The sequence below is a fragment of the Pseudomonas arsenicoxydans genome (assembly GCF_900103875.1).
Classification (GTDB): domain Bacteria; phylum Pseudomonadota; class Gammaproteobacteria; order Pseudomonadales; family Pseudomonadaceae; genus Aquipseudomonas; species Aquipseudomonas arsenicoxydans.
On record NZ_LT629705.1, the window covers coordinates 1,770,837 to 1,790,735 of the forward strand.

24 protein-coding genes are annotated in these 19,899 nt (G+C 56.4%); 20 read left to right on the forward strand and 4 right to left on the reverse strand.

The window, feature by feature from the left end:
* The first annotated feature begins 8 nt into the window (after window positions 1-8).
* The 18 genes from rplX to bfr all read left to right on the forward strand — a co-directional run bounded on the left by rplX (window position 9) and on the right by bfr (window position 10,584).
* Complete coding sequence (gene rplX, locus BLQ41_RS08060) at window positions 9-323, forward strand: 50S ribosomal protein L24 (RefSeq protein WP_003176416.1); 315 nt, start codon at window positions 9-11, stop codon at window positions 321-323.
* Window positions 324-343: 20 nt separating this feature from the next.
* On the forward strand, window positions 344-883 hold the full coding sequence (gene rplE / locus BLQ41_RS08065) for a 50S ribosomal protein L5 (protein WP_003176415.1): 540 nt from the start codon (window positions 344-346) through the stop codon (window positions 881-883).
* 13 nt (window positions 884-896) lie between these two features.
* The gene (gene rpsN, locus BLQ41_RS08070; protein ID WP_003176414.1) at window positions 897-1,202 is read left to right on the forward strand and encodes a 30S ribosomal protein S14; all 306 of its coding nucleotides are present in this window, start codon (window positions 897-899) and stop codon (window positions 1,200-1,202) included.
* 209 nt (window positions 1,203-1,411) lie between these two features.
* Window positions 1,412-1,804, forward strand: a complete 393-nt coding sequence (rpsH, locus tag BLQ41_RS08075; RefSeq protein WP_003186040.1) for a 30S ribosomal protein S8 — start codon at window positions 1,412-1,414, stop codon at window positions 1,802-1,804.
* A gap of 12 nt (window positions 1,805-1,816) precedes the next feature.
* Window positions 1,817-2,350: a 50S ribosomal protein L6 gene (gene rplF, locus BLQ41_RS08080; protein WP_007896774.1), complete on the forward strand. Its 534-nt coding sequence runs from the start codon at window positions 1,817-1,819 to the stop codon at window positions 2,348-2,350.
* A gap of 10 nt (window positions 2,351-2,360) precedes the next feature.
* Window positions 2,361-2,711, forward strand: a complete 351-nt coding sequence (gene rplR, locus BLQ41_RS08085) for a 50S ribosomal protein L18 (protein ID WP_003186037.1) — start codon at window positions 2,361-2,363, stop codon at window positions 2,709-2,711.
* A 3-nt stretch (window positions 2,712-2,714) separates the two neighbouring features.
* Window positions 2,715-3,215 (forward strand): 30S ribosomal protein S5, encoded by a 501-nt coding sequence (gene rpsE / locus BLQ41_RS08090; protein WP_007943782.1) that lies wholly within the window; start codon window positions 2,715-2,717, stop codon window positions 3,213-3,215.
* Window positions 3,216-3,217: 2 nt separating this feature from the next.
* Window positions 3,218-3,394, forward strand: coding sequence for a 50S ribosomal protein L30 (rpmD, locus tag BLQ41_RS08095; RefSeq protein WP_003186033.1), 177 nt, complete (start codon window positions 3,218-3,220; stop codon window positions 3,392-3,394).
* 3 nt (window positions 3,395-3,397) lie between these two features.
* Entirely contained in the window at window positions 3,398-3,835 is a 438-nt protein-coding gene (gene rplO / locus BLQ41_RS08100) for a 50S ribosomal protein L15 (protein WP_007896782.1), read from the forward strand.
* On the forward strand, window positions 3,836-5,164 hold the full coding sequence (gene secY / locus BLQ41_RS08105) for a preprotein translocase subunit SecY (RefSeq protein WP_003228718.1): 1,329 nt from the start codon (window positions 3,836-3,838) through the stop codon (window positions 5,162-5,164).
* Window positions 5,165-5,191: 27 nt separating this feature from the next.
* Window positions 5,192-5,308 (forward strand): 50S ribosomal protein L36, encoded by a 117-nt coding sequence (gene rpmJ, locus BLQ41_RS08110; RefSeq protein WP_002555468.1) that lies wholly within the window; start codon window positions 5,192-5,194, stop codon window positions 5,306-5,308.
* A gap of 130 nt (window positions 5,309-5,438) precedes the next feature.
* Complete coding sequence (gene rpsM / locus BLQ41_RS08115; protein WP_003186020.1) at window positions 5,439-5,795, forward strand: 30S ribosomal protein S13; 357 nt, start codon at window positions 5,439-5,441, stop codon at window positions 5,793-5,795.
* Between the two features lie 30 nt (window positions 5,796-5,825).
* Window positions 5,826-6,215, forward strand: coding sequence for a 30S ribosomal protein S11 (gene rpsK, locus BLQ41_RS08120; protein WP_002555466.1), 390 nt, complete (start codon window positions 5,826-5,828; stop codon window positions 6,213-6,215).
* An 18-nt stretch (window positions 6,216-6,233) separates the two neighbouring features.
* Window positions 6,234-6,854, forward strand: coding sequence for a 30S ribosomal protein S4 (gene rpsD / locus BLQ41_RS08125; RefSeq protein WP_003210056.1), 621 nt, complete (start codon window positions 6,234-6,236; stop codon window positions 6,852-6,854).
* 22 nt (window positions 6,855-6,876) lie between these two features.
* Entirely contained in the window at window positions 6,877-7,878 is a 1,002-nt protein-coding gene (locus BLQ41_RS08130; RefSeq protein WP_003186012.1) for a DNA-directed RNA polymerase subunit alpha, read from the forward strand.
* Window positions 7,879-7,920: 42 nt separating this feature from the next.
* The gene (gene rplQ, locus BLQ41_RS08135) at window positions 7,921-8,307 is read left to right on the forward strand and encodes a 50S ribosomal protein L17 (RefSeq protein WP_007918448.1); all 387 of its coding nucleotides are present in this window, start codon (window positions 7,921-7,923) and stop codon (window positions 8,305-8,307) included.
* A 209-nt stretch (window positions 8,308-8,516) separates the two neighbouring features.
* Complete coding sequence (locus tag BLQ41_RS08140) at window positions 8,517-9,971, forward strand: catalase (RefSeq protein WP_090179223.1); 1,455 nt, start codon at window positions 8,517-8,519, stop codon at window positions 9,969-9,971.
* Between the two features lie 148 nt (window positions 9,972-10,119).
* The gene (gene bfr / locus BLQ41_RS08145) at window positions 10,120-10,584 is read left to right on the forward strand and encodes a bacterioferritin (protein WP_090179226.1); all 465 of its coding nucleotides are present in this window, start codon (window positions 10,120-10,122) and stop codon (window positions 10,582-10,584) included.
* 65 nt (window positions 10,585-10,649) lie between these two features.
* Here the strand turns inward: bfr and uvrA are convergent, their stop codons facing one another.
* Window positions 10,650-13,484: an excinuclease ABC subunit UvrA gene (gene uvrA / locus BLQ41_RS08150; protein WP_090179229.1), complete on the reverse strand. Its 2,835-nt coding sequence runs from the start codon at window positions 13,482-13,484 to the stop codon at window positions 10,650-10,652.
* Window positions 13,485-13,675: 191 nt separating this feature from the next.
* On the opposite strand from uvrA, the gene BLQ41_RS08155 reads away from it, so the two are divergent.
* Together BLQ41_RS08155 and BLQ41_RS08160 are read left to right on the forward strand one after the other, a co-directional pair.
* Complete coding sequence (locus BLQ41_RS08155; protein WP_090179231.1) at window positions 13,676-15,073, forward strand: MFS transporter; 1,398 nt, start codon at window positions 13,676-13,678, stop codon at window positions 15,071-15,073.
* A 9-nt stretch (window positions 15,074-15,082) separates the two neighbouring features.
* Window positions 15,083-15,610, forward strand: a complete 528-nt coding sequence (locus BLQ41_RS08160) for a single-stranded DNA-binding protein (RefSeq protein ID WP_010467282.1) — start codon at window positions 15,083-15,085, stop codon at window positions 15,608-15,610.
* 65 nt (window positions 15,611-15,675) lie between these two features.
* Here the strand turns inward: BLQ41_RS08160 and BLQ41_RS08165 are convergent, their stop codons facing one another.
* The 3 genes from BLQ41_RS08165 to BLQ41_RS08175 all read right to left on the reverse strand — a co-directional run bounded on the left by BLQ41_RS08165 (window position 15,676) and on the right by BLQ41_RS08175 (window position 19,896).
* Window positions 15,676-17,886 (reverse strand): OsmC domain/YcaO domain-containing protein, encoded by a 2,211-nt coding sequence (locus BLQ41_RS08165; protein ID WP_090179235.1) that lies wholly within the window; start codon window positions 17,884-17,886, stop codon window positions 15,676-15,678.
* A 120-nt stretch (window positions 17,887-18,006) separates the two neighbouring features.
* Window positions 18,007-19,164 (reverse strand): glutathionylspermidine synthase family protein, encoded by a 1,158-nt coding sequence (locus tag BLQ41_RS08170; RefSeq protein WP_090179237.1) that lies wholly within the window; start codon window positions 19,162-19,164, stop codon window positions 18,007-18,009.
* Window positions 19,165-19,176: 12 nt separating this feature from the next.
* Window positions 19,177-19,896 (reverse strand): DUF1190 domain-containing protein, encoded by a 720-nt coding sequence (locus BLQ41_RS08175; RefSeq protein ID WP_090179240.1) that lies wholly within the window; start codon window positions 19,894-19,896, stop codon window positions 19,177-19,179.
* Window positions 19,897-19,899: the final 3 nt, after the last annotated feature.

Consider the following 19,899-nt stretch of genomic DNA (forward strand, 5'->3'; position numbering starts at 1 on the left):
GATCCGACATGCAAAAGATTCGTCGTGACGACGAGATCATCGTGATCGCCGGCAAAGACAAAGGTAAGCGCGGTAAGGTGCTTAAGGTTCTCGCTAATAACCGTCTGGTTATTGGTGGTTTGAACCTGGTTAAGCGTCATACCAAGCCTAACCCGATGTCGGGCGTACAAGGCGGTATCGTCGAAAAAGAAGCTCCACTGGACGCTTCTAACGTCGCCATTTTCAACGGCGAAACCAACAAGGCTGACCGCGTTGGTTTCAAAGTAGAAGACGGCAAGAAAATTCGTGTCTTCAAGTCGACCCAAAAAGCGGTTGATGCTTGAACACTGCTAGGTAGAAGACCATGGCACGACTAAAAGAGATTTACTGGAAGGAAATCGCACCGAAGCTTAAGGAAGAACTTAAGCTCTCGAACGTGATGGAAGTTCCACGCGTTACCAAAATCACCCTGAACATGGGTCTGGGCGAAGCTGTCGGCGACAAAAAAGTCATCGAGCATGCTGTTGCTGACCTGGAAAAGATCACCGGTCAGAAAGTCGTTGTGACTTACGCTCGGAAATCCATCGCTGGCTTTAAAGTCCGTGAAGGTTGGCCGATCGGCGTCAAAGTGACTCTGCGCCGTGAGCGTATGTATGAATTCCTGGATCGTCTGCTGTCGATCTCCCTGCCTCGGGTTCGCGACTTCCGCGGCCTGAATGCCAAGTCCTTCGATGGTCGTGGTAACTACAGCATGGGCGTTAAAGAGCAGATCATCTTCCCGGAAATCGACTACGACAAGATCGATGCTCTCCGCGGTCTGGACATTACCCTGACCACCACTGCCAAGAACGATGATGAAGGTCGCGCGCTGCTGCGTGCTTTCAAATTCCCGTTCCGCAACTGATTGGAGTAGGAAAATGGCCAAGATGAGCATGAAAAACCGCGAGCTGAAGCGTCAGCTCACGGTTGCCAAGTACGCCAAGAAGCGTGCAGCACTGAAAGCTATCATCGTTGATCTGAACGCAAGTCCAGAAGCACGTTGGGAAGCTACAGTAGCTCTGCAGAAGCAGCCACGTGACGCAAGCGCTTCGCGCATGCGTAACCGCTGCCGCCTGACCGGTCGTCCACACGGCGTTTACCGCAAGTTCGGCCTCGGCCGTAACAAACTGCGTGAAGCTGCAATGCGTGGTGACGTACCTGGTCTGGTTAAAGCCAGCTGGTAAGCAATATCGAAGTCTCGACGGTCGGGATCGCAAGATCCTGACCATCGGTGACCTTGAACTTGAATCAAGCCCCTATTGGGGCTTGATTCATTTGTGGGGTGTGTCTAGAATACCCGGCTCGCCTGAGCCCGTGCTTTTTTCGCATGGATGAGCTCGGCGACAAGTAGTAGCCGCAAGGCTAATTTTTTTGTATTAGGAGCGTCTAGCCCATGAGTATGCAGGACCCGTTAGCGGACATGCTAACTCGAATCCGTAATGCCCAGATGGCTGAAAAGTCCGTCGTAAGCATGCCATCTTCTACTTTGAAGGTAGCTGTTGCCAAAGTCCTGAAGGACGAAGGTTACATTGCGGGTTATCAGATCAGCAGCGAAATCAAACCACTGCTGTCCATCGAGCTGAAGTACTTCGAAGGCCGTCCGGTCATCGAGGAAGTGAAGCGCGTTAGCCGTCCAGGCCTGCGTCAGTACAAGTCCGTCGATGATCTGCCAAAAGTTCGTGGCGGTCTCGGTGTGTCTATCGTCTCCACCAACAAAGGTGTGATGACGGATCGTGCTGCGCGCGCTGCCGGTGTCGGCGGCGAAGTTCTTTGCACTGTGTTCTAAGGGGGGATAAGCATGTCACGCGTCGCTAAGAACCCCGTTAAGCTGCCAGCCGGTGTCGAAGTAAAATTCGCAGGCCAACAGCTTTCGGTGAAGGGTGCCAAGGGCACTCTCGAACTGAACATCCATTCGTCCGTTGAGATCGTTGAAGAAGCTGGTGAGCTGCGTTTCGCTGCTCGCAATGGCGATCAACAAACTCGCGCAATGGCTGGTACCACTCGTGCGTTGGTAAACAACATGGTCCAAGGCGTAAGCCAAGGCTTCGAGCGTAAGCTCCAGCTGGTCGGTGTTGGTTACAAAGCGCAAGCAAAAGGCACAGTGCTGAACCTGGCTCTTGGCTTCTCGCACCCAGTGGATTATGAACTGCCGGAAGGCATCACCGCTGAGACTCCTAGCCAAACCGACATCCTGATCCGGGGTATCGATAAGCAGCTGGTAGGTCAAGTGGCCGCCGAGATCCGCGACTTCCGTCCACCAGAGCCGTACAAAGGCAAAGGTGTGCGCTACGCGGACGAAGTCGTCCGTCGTAAAGAAGCCAAGAAGAAGTAGGGCATAGCAAATGACCGACAAAAAAGTTACTCGACTGCGTCGCGCTCGCAAAGCACGCCTGAAAATGCACGAACTCGAAGTCGTGCGTCTCTGCGTGTTCCGCTCGTCGCAGCACATCTACGCCCAGGTCATTTCGGCCGACGGCAACAAAGTCCTGGCATCTGCCTCGACTTTGGATAAAGAACTGCGTGATGGCGCCACTGGCAACATCGACGCGGCCACTAAGGTTGGCCAGCTGGTCGCTACGCGTGCTAAAGCCGCTGGCGTCTCGCAGGTGGCTTTCGACCGCTCTGGCTTCAAGTACCACGGCCGCGTCAAGGCGCTGGCTGATGCTGCTCGTGAAGCTGGGCTGGAGTTCTAAGTTATGTCAAATAACGACCAAAAGCGCGACGAAGGCTACATTGAGAAGCTGGTTCAAGTTAACCGCGTAGCCAAAACCGTAAAAGGCGGCCGTATCTTCACTTTCACCGCGTTGACCGTGGTTGGTGATGGTAAAGGGCGTGTTGGCTTCGGCCGTGGCAAGTCACGTGAAGTGCCTGCTGCGATCCAGAAGGCAATGGAAGCTGCTCGTCGCAACATGATCCAAGTTGATCTGAACGGCACCACTCTGCAGTACGCAATGAAGTCCGGTCACGGCGCTTCGAAGGTGTACATGCAGCCTGCTTCTGAAGGTACCGGTATCATCGCTGGCGGCGCTATGCGTGCTGTCCTCGAAGTTGCTGGCGTTCAGAACGTTCTGGCCAAGTGCTACGGCTCGACTAACCCGGTAAACGTGGTTCACGCCACTTTCAAAGGTTTGAAAGCTATGCAGTCTCCTGAATCCATTGCCGCCAAGCGTGGCAAAAGCGTCAAGGAGATCTTCTGATCATGGCTACCGTTAAAGTTACGCTGATCAAAAGCATGACCGGCCGCATCCCTAACCACAAACTGTGCGTTAAGGGTCTGGGTCTGCGTCGCATCGGTCACACTGTAGAAGTACTTGATACTCCCGAGAATCGCGGGATGATCAACAAGGCTTACTACATGCTGCGTGTCGAGGGTTAATCGATGAAACTCAATGATCTGAGTCCAGCGCCGGGTTCCCGTCGCGAAAAGCATCGTCCGGGCCGTGGTATCGGTAGTGGTTTGGGCAAGACCGGTGGCCGTGGCCACAAAGGTCAGTCCTCCCGCTCCGGTGGCACCATTGCTCCAGGCTTTGAAGGCGGTCAACAGCCGCTGCATCGTCGCCTGCCGAAGTTCGGTTTCGTTTCCCTGAAAGCCATGGATCGCGCAGAAGTGCGTTTGTCCGAACTGGCTAAAGTGGAAGGCGACATCGTCACCGTGCAGTCCCTGAAAGATGCCAACGTGATCAACGTCAACGTACAGCGTGTGAAAATCATGCTGTCCGGCGAAGTTACTCGCGCTGTCACCATCGGAAAGGGAATCGGCGCCACCAAAGGTGCGCGTGCGGCTATCGAAGCAGCTGGCGGCAAGTTCGAGGAATAAATGGCTAAGCAAGGTGCTCTCTCTGCGCTCGGCAAAGGCGGTATGTCTGAACTCTGGGCTCGTCTGCGTTTTCTGTTCCTGGCGATTATCGTCTACCGAATAGGCGCACACATCCCGGTTCCAGGTATCAACCCGGACCGACTCGCGGACCTGTTTCGACAGAATGAGGGGACCATTCTTAGCTTGTTCAACATGTTTTCCGGCGGCGCGCTGGAGCGGATGAGCATCTTTGCACTGGGGATCATGCCGTACATTTCGGCATCGATCATCATGCAACTGATGACCGCCGTCAGCCCGCAGCTGGAGCAGTTGAAGAAGGAAGGTGAAGCTGGCCGTCGCAAGATCAGCCAGTACACCCGCTACGGCACTGTCGTCCTCGCTCTCGTTCAGGCAATTGGCATGTCCATTGGCTTGGCAGGGCAGGGCGTTGCGTTCACTGGTGACTTTGGCTTCCATTTCGTCGCGGTATCCACTTTTGTGGCTGGTGCGATGTTCATGATGTGGCTGGGTGAGCAGATTACTGAGCGTGGTGTTGGCAACGGTATCTCGATGTTGATTTTTTCGGGTATCGTCGCCGGTCTTCCGAGAGCGATCGGGCAGTCTTTCGAGTCTGCACGTCAGGGTGATATCAACATCTTCGCCCTGGTTGCCATCGGTTTGCTGGCAGTAGCGATTATCGGTTTCGTGGTGTTCATTGAGCGTGGTCAGCGTCGTATTGCTGTTCACTACGCCAAGCGTCAGCAGGGCCGCAAGGTTTTCGCTGCGCAGACTAGCCACTTGCCGCTGAAGGTGAACATGGCCGGTGTTATTCCGGCCATTTTCGCGAGCAGCATTTTGCTGTTCCCGGCTTCGTTGGGTGCCTGGTTCGGTCAGTCTGAAGGTATGGGCTGGTTGCAGGACATCTCGCAGTCGATCGCTCCTGGTCAGCCGTTGAATATTCTGCTGTTTAGTGCAGGGATTATTTTCTTCTGCTTCTTCTATACGGCGTTGATGTTCAATCCGAAAGACGTAGCGGAAAACCTGAAGAAGTCCGGTGCCTTTATTCCGGGCATCCGTCCAGGTGAGCAGTCTGCGCGCTACATTGATGGCGTTCTGACTCGCTTGACCATGTTCGGTGCTCTTTACATGACGGCCGTGTGTCTGTTGCCCCAGTTCCTTGTGGTTGCGGCAAACGTACCGTTCTACCTTGGCGGGACCTCGTTGCTGATCGTCGTCGTGGTTGTGATGGACTTCATGTCCCAAGTACAATCGCACCTCGTTTCGCACCAGTACGAATCCCTGATGAAGAAAGCCAACCTGAAGGGTTACGGCAGCGGCATGTTGCGCTGAGTACCCATAAGGTTCGAGGAGTTGGTGATGAAAGTTCGTGCATCGGTGAAAAAGCTGTGCCGTAACTGCAAGATTATTCGCCGCGAAGGTGTTGTTCGAGTAATTTGCAGCGCGGAACCGCGTCACAAACAGCGCCAAGGCTGAGTGTGATTGTGCTTCAAGCCCGGTAGCTAGTGCGCTACCGGGTTGATTATTTGTTATTACAGCGATATTATCTCGCGCCCTATTTCTTGGCTTCCGGGGCGTAGGTAGCTGTCAATTGGAGTCCCACTGAATGGCCCGTATTGCAGGCGTTAACATTCCAGATAACAAGCATACTGTTATCTCGCTGACCTACATCTATGGTGTTGGTCGCACTACTGCACAGAAGATCTGTGCAGTGACTGGGGTAAACCCAGCCGCAAAGATCAAAGATCTGAGCGACGAGCAGATTGAACAGCTGCGTGGCGAAGTGGCGAAGTTCACCACTGAAGGTGACCTGCGTCGCGAAATCAACATGAAAATCAAGCGTTTGATGGACCTCGGTTGCTATCGCGGTCTGCGTCATCGTCGTGGTCTTCCAGTGCGCGGTCAGCGTACCAAGACTAACGCGCGTACCCGTAAAGGTCCGCGTAAGCCGATCCGCAAGTAATCGCCCCAGCGAATCGACAGGAAATTAATCATGGCTAAACCTGCTGCTCGTCCTCGTAAAAAAGTCAAAAAGACAGTGGTTGATGGCATCGCCCACATCCACGCGTCTTTTAACAACACAATCGTGACCATCACCGACCGTCAAGGCAACGCTCTTTCCTGGGCTACCTCCGGTGGTTCGGGTTTCCGCGGTTCCCGCAAGTCCACCCCGTTTGCTGCTCAAGTAGCTGCTGAACGTGCTGGTCAAGCTGCGCTGGAATACGGTCTGAAAAACCTCGACGTTAACGTCAAAGGTCCAGGCCCAGGTCGTGAATCTGCAGTCCGCGCTTTGAACGGCTGTGGCTACAAGATCGCCAGCATCACCGACGTGACGCCAATCCCGCACAACGGGTGCCGTCCGCCGAAGAAGCGCCGCGTGTAATCCAGGAGATTGTAAAGAATGGCTCGTTACATTGGTCCAAAATGCAAACTCGCTCGTCGCGAAGGCACCGATCTCTTTCTGAAGAGCGGCGTGCGCGCGATCGAATCGAAGTGCAACATCGAAGCAGCACCTGGTATCCACGGCCAACGCCGCGGTCGCCAGTCCGATTACGGCACCCAACTGCGTGAAAAGCAGAAGGTCCGTCGTATCTACGGCGTTCTCGAGCGTCAATTCAGCGGCTACTACAAAGAAGCTGCTGGCAAGAAAGGTGCAACCGGTGAAAACCTGCTGCAACTGCTCGAATGCCGTCTGGACAACGTTGTATACCGTATGGGTTTTGGCTCTACTCGTGCCGAATCCCGTCAGCTGGTATCGCACAAATCCGTCAGCGTTAACGGTCAGACCGTAAACGTGCCGTCTTACCAGGTTCGTGCTGGTGACGTGGTCGCGATTCGCGAGAAAGCAAAGAACCAACTTCGCATTGTCCAAGCTCTCGATCTGTGTGCCCAACGTGGCCGCGTAGAATGGGTAGAAGTAGACACTGAGAAGAAGTCGGGCGTTTTCAAGAACGTTCCTGCTCGCAGTGATCTGTCCGCCGACATCAACGAAAGCCTGATTGTCGAGCTCTACTCCAAGTAAGGGCTAGAAAATAGGTGCATCCATGCAGATTTCGGTAAATGAGTTCCTGACACCCCGCCATATTGATGTGCAGGTTGTCAGTCCAACCCGCGCCAAGATCACTCTCGAGCCTCTCGAGCGTGGTTTTGGCCACACCCTGGGCAACGCGCTGCGCCGCATCCTGTTGTCCTCAATGCCCGGCTGTGCAGTAGTCGAGGCCGAGATTGACGGTGTACTCCATGAGTACAGCGCCATCGAAGGCGTACAGGAAGACGTAATTGAAATCCTGTTGAACCTTAAAGGTCTGGCTATCAAGCTGCACGGTCGTGACGAAGTTACGCTGACCTTGTCGAAGAAGGGTTCGGGGGTGGTTACCGCTGCCGATATTCAGCTGGATCATGATGTCGAGATCGTTAACCCCGATCACGTAATCGCTAACCTGGCGTCTAACGGCGCCCTGAACATGAAGCTCACCGTAGCTCGTGGTCGTGGTTATGAACCGGCAGACTCGCGTCAGAGCGATGAAGACGAAAGCCGCAGCATCGGTCGCTTGCAGCTTGACTCTTCGTTCAGCCCGGTTCGCCGTATCGCATACGTGGTGGAAAACGCCCGTGTCGAGCAGCGTACTAACCTGGACAAGCTGGTTATTGATCTGGAAACCAACGGTACCCTGGATCCTGAAGAGGCTATCCGCCGCGCTGCAACCATTCTGCAACAGCAGTTGGCTGCGTTCGTCGACCTCAAAGGTGACAGTGAGCCAGTGGTTGTTGAGCAGGAAGACGAGATCGATCCGATCCTGCTTCGCCCGGTTGACGATCTGGAACTGACTGTACGTTCGGCTAACTGCCTTAAGGCGGAAAACATCTACTACATCGGTGACCTGATTCAGCGTACCGAAGTAGAGCTGTTGAAGACTCCGAACCTTGGCAAGAAATCCTTGACTGAAATCAAGGACGTTCTGGCCTCCCGCGGTCTGTCCCTCGGCATGCGCCTCGACAACTGGCCGCCTGCAAGTCTTAAGAAGGACGACAAGGCGACTGCCTGATCGTCGTAATCACCGAACGTCGTGTTTGGTAAGGAATGAACCATGCGTCATCGTAAAAGTGGTCGTCACCTGAGCCGCACTAGCTCGCACCGCAAGGCCATGTTTCAAAACATGGCAGTGTCGCTGTTCGAGCACGAGCTGATCAAAACTACACTGCCGAAAGCTAAAGAACTGCGTCGCGTTGCTGAGCCGCTGATCACTTTGGCCAAGACAGACAGCCTGGCTAACCGCCGTCTGGCTTTCGACCGTACTCGTTCGAAAGCTATCGTTGGTAAGCTCTTCAACGACCTGGGCAAGCGTTACGCTACCCGTGAGGGTGGCTACCTGCGCATCCTCAAGTGCGGTTTCCGCACTGGCGACAACGCGCCTATGGCGTACGTCGAGTTGGTTGATCGTGCTACTGCCGGCGAAGCTGTATCTGCCGAGTAAGACGTCAGTCTGAAACAAAGAACCGGGCCTAGCGCCCGGTTTTTTGTGCCTGATCGAAAAGCGTCGTGATCGACACACATTTCTGAATGTAATTAGTAATTATCTATCGATAGTCGCAAGTTAATGAATTTGTGGCTGTAACGTTCATGATCAATACTCCCTCTCAGCCGCTTAGCCGGCAGTTCAAGACTGACAGAGGAAGAGATCGCATGAGCCAAAATAAAACGCTTACCACCGCCAGTGGCGCTCCTGTCGCCGACAACCAGAATTCCCGTTCCGCCGGCCCTCGTGGCCCGCTGCTGCTCGACGACTTCCACCTGATCGAGAAGCTTGCCCACTTCAACCGTGAAAACATCCCTGAGCGTCGCGTACACGCCAAGGGCTCGGGAGCTTACGGTACGTTCACCGTGAGTCGGGATATCACCGAGTACACCAGCGCCAAACTGTTTGAATCTGTCGGCAAGCAAACCCCGACATTCTTGCGCTTCTCTACCGTCGGCGGCGAACGCGGTTCGGCCGACACCGAGCGCGATCCACGTGGCTTTGCTTTGAAGTTTTATACCGAGGAAGGCAACTGGGACATTGTTGGCAACAACACCCCCGTATTTTTTATTCGCGACCCACTCAAATTTCCGGACTTTATCCACACCCAAAAACGTCTGCCGCAAAGTAATCTGAAAAGCGCACAGATGATGTGGGACTTCTGGTCGCACTCGCCCGAGGCGCTGCACCAGGTCACCATCTTGTTTTCGGACCGTGGCATTCCTGACGGATACCGTCACATGCACGGCTTTGGCAGCCACACCTACAGCCTGATCAGCGCCAAAGGTGAACGGCATTGGGTGAAGTGGCACTACAAAACCAAGCAAGGCATCAAGAACCTCGCGCCAGCAGAGGCTGCACGCCTGGCCGGTACCGATCCGGATTACGCGCAGCGTGACCTGTTCGAGGCGATTGAGCGTGGTGACTTCCCGAAATGGCGTGTGTGCATCCAGATCATGTCTGAAGCGCAGGCCGCGGCTCACTACGAGAATCCGTTCGACGTGACCAAAACTTGGTCGCAGAAAGAATTTCCGCTGATCGAAGTGGGCGAGCTCGAGCTCAATCGTAATCCGCTGAACTACTTCGCTGAAGTGGAGCAGGCGGCGTTCGGTCCGAGCAACATGGTCCCGGGTGTCGGTCTGTCTCCCGATCGTATGCTCCAAGGGCGCGTGTTCGCTTACGCAGATGCCCACCGCTACCGTATTGGCACCAATCATCAACAGCTGCCGGTGAATGCACCTCGTAGCCCGGTGAACAGCTACCAGCGCGATGGTTCGATGGCGTTTGGCAGCAATGGCGGGGCGGCACCTAACTACGAGCCGAACAGCTACGTCGAGTCGCCAAAGCAGGCTCCTCGCTATGCCGAGCCGCCTCTTGCGCTCAGCGGTGCGGCTGATCGATATGATCATCGCGAAGACACTGACTATTACAGCCATGCCGGCGCGCTATTCCGACTCATGAGCGATGAGCAGAGGGCCTTGTTGGTCAGGAACGTTGCCGGTGCAATGGCCGGGGTTTCCGATGACGTAGTCGATCGTCAGTTGCAGCACTTCTACAGCGCCGACCCGGCGTATGGAGAAGCAATCGCGAAGGCGTTGGGCGTACAGCTTAACGAAGTCTAAACGAGAAGCAGAACCGCCCTCATTAGGGCGGTTTTGGCGTTATTTAAGCCACTTATCCCAGAATATCTTCGCTTTTATAGCGCAAGCGAGTGACCAAACAGTCGTCGTAGTTCAAACTACAGCCTTTCAAGCAGGGAGATGTAGGGCGATGCAAGGGCACCCAGACGTAATCGATTACCTCAACACGTTGCTGACCGGCGAACTGGCCGCGCGTGATCAATATTTCGTTCACTCGCGGATGTATGAGGACTGGGGATTCACCAAGCTCTACGAACGAATCAACCACGAGATGGAAGAAGAAGCAGGGCATGCCGATGCCCTGATGCGCCGTATTCTGATGCTTGAAGGGACGCCGCGCATGCGTCCGGACGACCTCGATGTCGGCACTACTGTGCCGGACATGCTTGCCGCCGACTTGCGACTGGAATACAAAGTCCGCGCCGCACTGTGCAAGGGCATTGAGCTCTGCGAATTGCACAAAGACTACGTTAGCCGCGAAATGCTGCGTATTCAGCTGAACGACACCGAAGAAGATCACACTTACTGGCTCGAGAAGCAGTTGGGTCTGATCAAGCTGATCGGTCTTGAGAACTACCTGCAATCCCACACCTGATTGCACAGGCTACAAAAAAGCCCCTGTCACTGATGAAGTGACAGGGGCTTTTTCATGGGCCGGATTCAGGCTTTGTCGCGAGCCAGAAGCGGCTTGAGGTAGAAGCCGGTGTGAGACTGCTTCATCTCGGACACTTCTTCCGGTGTACCGACAGCAATGATCTGTCCGCCCTTGGAGCCGCCTTCCGGCCCCAGATCGACCAGCCAATCGGCAGTCTTGATGACATCGAGGTTATGCTCGATCACCACCACCGTGTTGCCGTGATCGCGCAATCGATGCAGTACGTCGAGCAGTTGCTGGATATCCGCGAAGTGCAGGCCAGTGGTTGGCTCGTCGAGGATGTACAGCGTCTTGCCGGTATCCCGCTTCGACAGTTCCCGGGACAGTTTCACCCGCTGGGCTTCACCGCCCGACAACGTGGTCGCCGATTGCCCCAGCTTGATGTAAGACAGACCCACATCCATCAATGTCTGAAGCTTGCGCGCCAGCGCCGGAACCGCATCGAAGAACACACGAGCTTCCTCGATGGTCATCTCGAGGGTTTCGTGGATGCTCTTGCCCTTGTACTTGATCTCAAGGGTTTCGCGGTTGTAGCGCTTGCTCTTGCAGACGTCGCACGGGACATAGATGTCCGGCAGGAAGTGCATCTCGACCTTGATCAGACCGTCGCCCTGACAAGCTTCACAACGTCCGCCCTTCACGTTGAAGGAGAAGCGCCCCGGGCCATAACCGCGTGAGCGGGACTCCGGAACACCCGCGAACAGTTCGCGGATCGGTGTGAACAGACCGGTATAGGTCGCCGGGTTGGAGCGTGGCGTGCGCCCGATCGGACTCTGGTCGATGTCGACCACCTTATCCAGATGCTCCAGGCCTTTGATGCTGTCGTGAGCGGCGGCCTCAAGCGTCGTCGCCCCGTTGAGTGCGGTAGCGCTCAAGGGGAACAGCGTGTTGTTGATCAGTGTCGACTTGCCCGAGCCGGACACGCCGGTCACACACGTCAACAGGCCAATCGGAATGTCCAGGTCGACATTGCGCAAGTTGTTGCCGCGAGCGCCCTTGAGGGACAGCGACAGCTTCTTGTTACGCGGTGTGCGCTTGGCTGGAACGGCGATCTTTACTCGGCCCGACAGATACTTGCCGGTCAAGGAGTCTGGGTGATCCATGACCTCGGCCGGCGTTCCTTCAGCGACGATGTGCCCACCATGGACGCCCGCGCCCGGACCAATATCGACGACATAGTCCGCCAGGCGAATGGCATCTTCATCGTGCTCGACCACAATCACCGTGTTGCCGATGTCGCGCAGGTGCTTGAGCGTTCCCAGCAATCGATCATTGTCTCGTTGGTGCAGACCGATGGACGGTTCGTCGAGGATGTACAGGACGCCCACCAGGCCGGCACCAATCTGGCTGGCCAGGCGAATCCGCTGAGCCTCACCGCCAGACAACGTGTCCGCGCTGCGATCCAGGGACAGATAGTCCAGCCCCACGTTGACCAGAAACTGCAGGCGCTCGCGGATTTCCTTGAGAATCTTGTCGGCAATTTCGCCGCGACGGCCCGTAAGTTTGAGCTCGCCAAAATATTCACAGGCGTCGCCAATCGGCAGGTTCGTCACCGCTGGAAGCGTCTTTTCGCCCACCCAGACGTGTCGCGCTTCACGACGCAGGCGAGTTCCGCGGCAATCCGGACAATGCTGGGTGCTGAGGAACTTGGCCAGCTCTTCACGCACCGATGCCGACTCGGTTTCGCGATAGCGGCGTTCCAGGTTCGGCACGATGCCTTCGAACGGATGCGAGCGTTTGACGATGTCGCCACGGTCGTTCAGGTATTTGAAGTCGACGTTCTGCGAACCGCTGCCGTGCAGGATGAATTTCTGCTGATCGGCCGACAGGTCGTTGAACGGCACTTCCAGGCTGAACTTGTAGTGCGAGGCCAGCGAGCCGAGCATCTGGAAGTAATAGACGTTACGCCTGTCCCAGCCGCGAATCGCTCCTTCGGCCAGCGTCAGCTCGCCATTCACCAGTCGCTTGATGTCGAAGAACTGCTTCACACCCAGGCCATCGCATGTCGGGCAGGCGCCGGCCGGGTTGTTGAAGGAGAACAGCTTGGGTTCCAGCTCGCTGATGGCATGACCGCAGATCGGGCAAGCGAAGCGCGCGGAGAAGATGATCTCTTCGCCGGGCTCGTCGTCCATTGGCGCAACCAACGCAATGCCATCCGCCAGCTTCAAGGCGGTCTCGAAGGACTCGGCCAGACGCTGTTGCAGATCGGCGCGAACCTTGAAGCGGTCGACCACGACATCGATCGAGTGCTTCTTCTGTTTGTCCAGCTTGGGCAACTCGTCGAGTTCGCAAAGCCGTCCGTTGACGCGCGCGCGCACAAAACCCTGGGCGCGCAGTTCTTCGAAGACCGAAAGGTGTTCGCCTTTGCGCTCGCGAATCACCGGGGCCAGCAGCATGAGCTTGCTGCCCTCCGGTTGGGCGAGGACCAGGTCGACCATCTGGCTGACGGTCTGCGCTTCCAGTGGGATGTCGTGGTCCGGGCAACGCGGAATACCCACGCGAGCGTAAAGCAGGCGCAGGTAGTCGTAGATTTCGGTGATGGTGCCGACCGTTGAACGCGGGTTGTGCGAAGTCGATTTCTGTTCGATGGAAATGGCTGGCGACAGACCTTCGATGGTGTCGACGTCAGGCTTTTCCATCATCGACAAAAACTGCCGGGCATAGGCCGACAGCGATTCGACGTAGCGGCGCTGACCTTCGGCGTACAGCGTGTCGAACGCCAGGGACGATTTGCCGGATCCGGACAGGCCGGTGATGACGATCAGCTTGTCCCGTGGCAGGGTCAGGTCGATGTTCTTCAGGTTGTGGGTTCGGGCCCCACGAATCAGGATCTTGTCCAAAGTGGCCTCGCTTGGCGGGCGTCGAAAACGTAGGAGTATACGGCCAAATACTGGATGGATGCACACTATCAAACGAGCGGATTGATGTCTTACATGAAGAGTCTGTCAGCGGAGCGCGTCAAAGCGTCGCGATATACCCTGTCAATCGATGGGACTGGTAGAATCGCCGCCGGTTCACATGAGGTTTTTCCATGCACGATCCCCACAGCGAACGCATGAGTGGCAGTGAGACCCGCGCAGCAAGCGGTCTGGCCCTGGTGTTCGCCTTCCGTATGCTTGGCATGTTCATGGTGTTGCCGGTACTGGCGACCTATGGGATGGATCTGGCAGGCGCGACCCCGGCCCTCATCGGGCTGGCGATTGGCGCTTACGGCCTGACTCAGGCGATTTTCCAGATTCCTTTCGGCTTCATTTCCGATCGCATCGGGCGACGTCCAGTGATTTACCTGGGCTTGATCGTATTTGCCTTGGGCAGCGTGCTGGCGGCCAATGCCGATTCGATCTGGGGCGTGATCGCCGGACGAGTCCTGCAAGGTGCCGGGGCAATTTCTGCCGCTGTGATGGCGCTGCTGTCAGACCTGACCCGGGAACAGCATCGGACCAAAGCCATGGCCATGATCGGCATGACGATTGGTCTGTCGTTTGCTGTCGCCATGGTTGTAGGACCATTGCTGACCCGTGCGTTCGGCCTGTCCGGCTTGTTCCTTGCCACGGGCGGCATGGCCCTGTTCGGCATCGTGATCGTGATGTTCATGGTGCCGCGTTCCACCGGGCCGTTGCAGCACCGCGAGTCCGGCGTCGCGCGTCAGGCGCTGATACCGACGCTCAAGCATCCGGACCTGTTGCGCCTGGACCTGGGTATTTTTGTGTTGCACGCGATGTTGATGTCGAGCTTCGTTGCACTGCCTCTGGCGCTGGTCGAAAAAGCCGGGCTACCTAAAGAACAGCACTGGTGGGTCTACCTCACTGCGCTGCTGATCTCCTTCTTCGCCATGATTCCGTTCATCATCTACGGCGAAAAGAAACGCAAAATGAAACGAGTTTTGTTGGGCGCGGTGCTGACGCTGATGCTCACTGAGCTATTCTTCTGGCAGTTCGGCGACAGCCTGCGAGCTCTGGTGATTGGTACGGTGGTGTTCTTCACCGCGTTCAATTTGCTGGAAGCTTCGTTGCCATCGCTGATCAGCAAGGTTTCACCAGCAGGCGGCAAAGGCACGGCGATGGGGGTTTATTCCACCAGTCAGTTCCTCGGTTCGGCGTTGGGCGGGATCCTCGGCGGCTGGTTGTTCCAGCATGGCGGTCTGTCGGTTGTATTCCTTGGATGCGCCGGCCTGGCTGCCCTCTGGCTGGCCTTTGCTGTTACCATGCGCGAACCACCTTATGTCACGAGCCTGCGCTTGCGGTTGTCGCCCGAGGCGATCCGCGAAGCGGGTCTGGTTGAGCGCCTGAAGGCCGTCGTAGGGGTAACAGATGCGGTGATCGTTGCTGATGAAGCGGCGATTTACATCAAATTGGACACAGAACTATTGGATCGCACGACCCTTGAGCGCCTGGTGAACAACCCGGCCGAGGCAGCGTGCGTAGCCTAGGAGAACGTTATGGCCCGTGGGGTTAACAAAGTCATATTGGTCGGCACTTGCGGCCAGGATCCCGAAGTTCGCTACTTGCCTAACGGTAACGCCGTGACCAACCTGAGTCTGGCGACGAGCGAACAGTGGACCGACAAGCAAACCGGTCAGAAGGTCGAGAAGACCGAATGGCACCGTGTGTCGATGTTCGGCAAAGTGGCTGAGATCGCCGGCGAATACCTGCGTAAAGGTTCGCAGGTTTACATCGAAGGCAAATTGCAGACCCGCGAGTGGGAAAAAGACGGTATCAAGCGTTACACCACTGAAATCGTGGTCGACATGCAAGGCACCATGCAGCTGCTGGGCGGCCGTCCACAGCAGGGCGACCAACAAGGCGGGGGCAATAACTACCAGCAGTCCGCTCCAGCCCCACGCCAGCAAGCTCCGCGTCCGCAGCAGTCGGCACCACAACAGTCGCGTCAGGCTCCGCCTCCACAGCAGGCAGCGCCGCAACCGGCTCCGGATTTCGACAGCTTTGATGACGATATTCCGTTCTAAATAGCAGCGATCCAGTTAGTAAAAAAAAGCGAAGCCATCTGGCTTCGCTTTTTTTGTGGGCGCTATTAACGGGATAACGTCGTCACGTTGGTCCGCGCGGTGTGCAGTTTTTTGTAGCTCTCGATCAGACGCAAGTGCCTGTCGAGCCCCTCCAGTTTCATGCTGGTCGGCATCAAGCCATGGAACCGCACGGTGCCATCTACCGATCCGATCGCTGCATCCATCCGCTCGTTGCCAAACATCCGGCGGAAGTTGGCTTCGTAGTCTTCCAGCTCCAGGTCCTCGTCCAGCTTCATCTCCAGCACCACGTTGACCGCTTGATAGAACAAGCCGCGTTCAACGGTGTTGTCGTTGTACTGCAGGAACTGTTCTACCGCTTCTTTCGCTTCTTCATATTGCTGCAGGGCGAGATAGATCAGCAGCTTCAACTCCAGGATCGTCAACTGACCCCACGCTGTATTGTCGTCAAATTCGATGCCGATCAAAGAGGTGATGTCGGTGTAGTCGTCCAGCTCACTTTCCACCAGACGCTCAACCAGTGCTTGCAGCTCGTCTTCGTCCAGGCGATGCAGGTTCAGGATGTCGGCGCGGAAGAAAAGCGCTTTGTTGGTGTTATCCCAGATCAGATCGTCTGCGGGATAGATTTCCGAATAGTCCGGCACCAGGATTCGGCACGCCGTCGCGCCGATATGCTCGTAGACGGCCATGTACACTTCTTTGCCCATGCCTTTGAGAATGCCGAACAAGGTCGAGGCTTCCTCGGCATTCGAGTTTTCACCCTGGCCGGAGAAATCCCACTCCACGAATTCGTAATCCGACTTGGAGCTGAAGAAGCGCCACGACACCACGCCGCTGGAGTCGATGAAGTGCTCGACAAAGTTATTCGGCTCGGTCACCGCATGACCTTCGAACGTCGGCTGCGGCAAGTCGTTGAGGCCTTCGAAACTGCGACCCTGAAGCAGCTCGGTCAGGCTGCGTTCCAATGCCACTTCCAGGCTCGGGTGCGCGCCGAATGAGGCGAACACACCGCCTGTACGCGGGTTCATCAACGTGACGCACATCACCGGGAATTCACCCCCCAGGGACGCATCCTTCACCAACACCGGGAACCCTTGCTCTTCCAGAGCCTGAATACCGGCCAGTATCCCCGGGTACTTCGCCAGCACGCTGGCCGGCACATCCGGCAGGGCGAACTCACCTTCGATGATTTCGCGTTTGACCGCGCGCTCGAAGATTTCCGACAGGCACTGCACCTGGGCTTCTGCCAGCGTATTGCCGGCACTCATGCCGTTGCTCAGGAAAAGGTTTTCAATCAGGTTGGACGGGAAATACACCACTTCGCCGTCCGACTGACGCACGAAGGGCTGCGAGCAGATGCCGCGCTCTTCATTACCCGAGTTGGTATCGATCAGATGCGAGCCACGCAGCTCGCCGTCACGGTTGTAAATCTTCAGGCAGTACTCGTCGAGGATTTCGGTCGGCAGTGCGTCTTTACGGCCAGGCTTGAACCAGCGTTCGTCCGGGTAGTGCACAAACGCTGCATTGGCGATGTCCTCGCCCCAGAACTGGTCGTTGTAGAAGAAGTTGCAGTTGAGTCGCTCGATAAACTCGCCCAACGCCGACGCCAACGCGCCTTCCTTGGTCGCACCCTTGCCGTTGGTAAAGCACATCGGCGAGTGCGCATCGCGGATATGCAGCGACCACACGTTGGGCACGATATTGCGCCACGAAGCGATTTCGATCTTCATGCCCAGGTCCGCCAGAATGGCCGACATGTTGGCGATGGTTTGCTCCAGCGGCAGATCCTTGCCGGCAATGTAAGTGCCCGCCTCGGAAGTCGAATTGGAAGCAGGCATCAGCAACGCCTGGGCATCGGCGTCGAGGTTTTCCACTTCTTCGATCACAAACTCCGGCCCGGCCTGCACCACTTTTTTCACGGTGCAACGGTCGATGGAACGCAGGATGCCCTGGCGGTCCTTGTCGGAGATATCCGCCGGCAACTCGACCTGGATCTTGAAAATCTGGTTGTAGCGGTTTTCCGGGTCAACAATATTGTTCTGCGACAGGCGGATGTTGTCCGTGGGGATATTGCGCGTGCTGCAATACAACTTCACAAAATACGCCGCGCACAACGCTGACGAGGCCAGGAAGTAGTCGAACGGGCCCGGTGCCGAGCCATCGCCCTTGTAGCGGATAGGTTGGTCGGCCACCACCGTGAAGTCGTCGAACTTGGCTTCAAGTCGAAGGTTGTCGAGAAAGTTGACCTTGATTTCCATGGGGGATTACCAGAATAACGGCTAAACGAATGGCCGCCATTATCCGGCATTTCAGCCATAAGTCTTGTGGGCGTCTGACTATCTGTCCGTTCCCGGTCTTTTTTATGGGCGCAGGATGGATCAGTCGAGTATCAGATGCGGCAAGAACCGGCTTGAATCCTTGGTAATCAAACTGTTGTCCTCGCGCACGCCGATGCCGGCCGCCTGATCCCCTATCACCCAGGAACCGATCAACGTGAAGCTGTCACCGAACTGCGGCAGCGGAGCAAACTCCTGAAGGATAAACGGCGCGTCGGTGTAGGGGCCGTCCTCTTTTACGATCAGACCTTCGGCGGTTTGCAGTTCGATGTTGGCGCCTTCCCGGGAGAAGAACGGCTTGCGCACCCAGCCCTTGGGCACCGCTTTGTTCGGCTCGGTATCCAGGTGTGCCGCCAGCAGGTTCGGGTGACCTTTGTTGAACTCCCACAGCAACGGCAGGATGCCTTTGTTGGAGATGATGGATTTCCAGGCCGGCTCGAAAAACTGTGTATCGCTCTGGGCGATGGCTGAGCCGAAGGGCTCGTGGAAGATGAATTCCCAGGCATGCAGCTTGAACAGATGCGGGATCCAGCGATCTTCGAGATCGACGAAACGACCGTCACTGGTCAGGCCGATGTCTTCGATGTCGATGTGGCGTGATTCGATGCCCACCTTTTCCGCGATCAGGCGCAAGTAATCGGTGGTGCCTTTGTCTTCGACCGAGTCTTTCATCGAGGCGAAATAGAAAGGCTGTTTGAGCTGCAGTTGGGCGAAAGCCTGATGCAGTTTGGTGTCGATGCTGTTGAACTGGTCGGCATGCTTGGGCAGCAAACCGCGCTCGATGCATTGCTCCAGCCAGCCCCATTGAAACGCCGCGGCCTCATACAGGCTGGTCGGCGTGTCGTAGTTGAGTTCCAGCAACTTCGCGGGGCCGTTGCCGTTGTAGGAAAAATCCATGCGCCCGTACAGATGCGGGTGGCCTTCGAGCCATGAGGTGCGGATCAGGTCGAAGTACTGCGCGGGAATGCTCAGGCGCTCAAGCAATTGCTCGTTCTGCACCACACGGGCCACCAGGTCCATGCACATCTCGTGGATTTCGGTGGTCGGGTCTTCGAGATCGTTCTCGATCTGCTTGAGCGTGAATTGGTAATACGCGCTCTCGTCCCAGTAGGGTTCGCCGTCGATGGTGTGGAACAGAAAGCCGAGGCTTTCGGCCGTCTGTTTCCAGTCATGACGCTCTGCGCAGAGGATTTTCTTCATGGTCCGGTTTCCTTAACTGCTTGAACCGCCGCCGCCCCAGCCGCTGCGTGCGCTGGCCTTGCTGCCAAAGCCGCCACGTGAGGTGGACGAGGCAACGGAAACCGGCTTGCTGGTGGAAGAGCGGACTGAGTCGGCGTAGTTGCTGCTGCCGTACCTGGCCTGATTGGACTTGGTAAACGTCGAGCCTTTGGAAATCCGCTGGTTGAGCGTTGAGGAGCCGTAATTACCGCGATCATCGCGATAACGGTACACCGGCTCGGAGTAGTAGCTGTTGCGGTTGCTGCTCAGCATGTTGCCGATCAGCAGGCCGGTCAGCAGGCTGCTGGTGGAGAAACCGGAGCCGCCAGTGTTCGCTGATTCCGAGGCGGGTAATTGAGCCTTGGCGGCGTCGACCTGGGATTGCGTGACCTGGCCGTCGGCGGTCAGTTCGAAACCGCCCAGCTTGGGGATGAACTTGCCGGCGGAATCCTGCTGGCACCAGTCAGCAACAAAGTCGGCATCACAATCGGCCTGGTTGTCGTACACCGGCGCAATACGGCGATGCTCGGCCATGGCGGTCATGTAGGCGTCAGAGCAGACATCCACCGGCAATTTTTCATCGGCGCATTGCTGCACGGACTGGAAGTTGTACTTCTTCTGCACCGCGTAGGTTTTTTCCGTCGGCCCGCAACCGGATATCGCCATAGCGACCGATGCGGCCAGCGAGAGCTGAACGTACTTGCTTCGTTTCATCGG

Coding starts and splice junctions, on each gene's coding strand:
- rplE (WP_003176415.1), top strand. CDS start 344: ATGGCACGACTAAAAGAGATTTACTGGAAGGAAATCGCACCGAAGCTT.
- BLQ41_RS08140 (WP_090179223.1), top strand. CDS start 8,517: ATGAGCCAAAATAAAACGCTTACCACCGCCAGTGGCGCTCCTGTCGCC.
- rpmD (WP_003186033.1), top strand. CDS start 3,218: ATGGCTACCGTTAAAGTTACGCTGATCAAAAGCATGACCGGCCGCATC.
- rplR (WP_003186037.1), top strand. CDS start 2,361: ATGACCGACAAAAAAGTTACTCGACTGCGTCGCGCTCGCAAAGCACGC.
- BLQ41_RS08160 (WP_010467282.1), top strand. CDS start 15,083: ATGGCCCGTGGGGTTAACAAAGTCATATTGGTCGGCACTTGCGGCCAG.
- rplF (WP_007896774.1), top strand. CDS start 1,817: ATGTCACGCGTCGCTAAGAACCCCGTTAAGCTGCCAGCCGGTGTCGAA.
- rpsD (WP_003210056.1), top strand. CDS start 6,234: ATGGCTCGTTACATTGGTCCAAAATGCAAACTCGCTCGTCGCGAAGGC.
- bfr (WP_090179226.1), top strand. CDS start 10,120: ATGCAAGGGCACCCAGACGTAATCGATTACCTCAACACGTTGCTGACC.
- secY (WP_003228718.1), top strand. CDS start 3,836: ATGGCTAAGCAAGGTGCTCTCTCTGCGCTCGGCAAAGGCGGTATGTCT.
- BLQ41_RS08130 (WP_003186012.1), top strand. CDS start 6,877: ATGCAGATTTCGGTAAATGAGTTCCTGACACCCCGCCATATTGATGTG.
- rpsE (WP_007943782.1), top strand. CDS start 2,715: ATGTCAAATAACGACCAAAAGCGCGACGAAGGCTACATTGAGAAGCTG.
- BLQ41_RS08175 (WP_090179240.1), bottom strand. CDS start 19,896: ATGAAACGAAGCAAGTACGTTCAGCTCTCGCTGGCCGCATCGGTCGCT.
- BLQ41_RS08165 (WP_090179235.1), bottom strand. CDS start 17,886: ATGGAAATCAAGGTCAACTTTCTCGACAACCTTCGACTTGAAGCCAAG.
- rpmJ (WP_002555468.1), top strand. CDS start 5,192: ATGAAAGTTCGTGCATCGGTGAAAAAGCTGTGCCGTAACTGCAAGATT.
- rplO (WP_007896782.1), top strand. CDS start 3,398: ATGAAACTCAATGATCTGAGTCCAGCGCCGGGTTCCCGTCGCGAAAAG.
- rpsM (WP_003186020.1), top strand. CDS start 5,439: ATGGCCCGTATTGCAGGCGTTAACATTCCAGATAACAAGCATACTGTT.
- rpsN (WP_003176414.1), top strand. CDS start 897: ATGGCCAAGATGAGCATGAAAAACCGCGAGCTGAAGCGTCAGCTCACG.
- BLQ41_RS08155 (WP_090179231.1), top strand. CDS start 13,676: ATGCACGATCCCCACAGCGAACGCATGAGTGGCAGTGAGACCCGCGCA.
- rpsK (WP_002555466.1), top strand. CDS start 5,826: ATGGCTAAACCTGCTGCTCGTCCTCGTAAAAAAGTCAAAAAGACAGTG.
- rplQ (WP_007918448.1), top strand. CDS start 7,921: ATGCGTCATCGTAAAAGTGGTCGTCACCTGAGCCGCACTAGCTCGCAC.
- rpsH (WP_003186040.1), top strand. CDS start 1,412: ATGAGTATGCAGGACCCGTTAGCGGACATGCTAACTCGAATCCGTAAT.
- rplX (WP_003176416.1), top strand. CDS start 9: ATGCAAAAGATTCGTCGTGACGACGAGATCATCGTGATCGCCGGCAAA.
- BLQ41_RS08170 (WP_090179237.1), bottom strand. CDS start 19,164: ATGAAGAAAATCCTCTGCGCAGAGCGTCATGACTGGAAACAGACGGCC.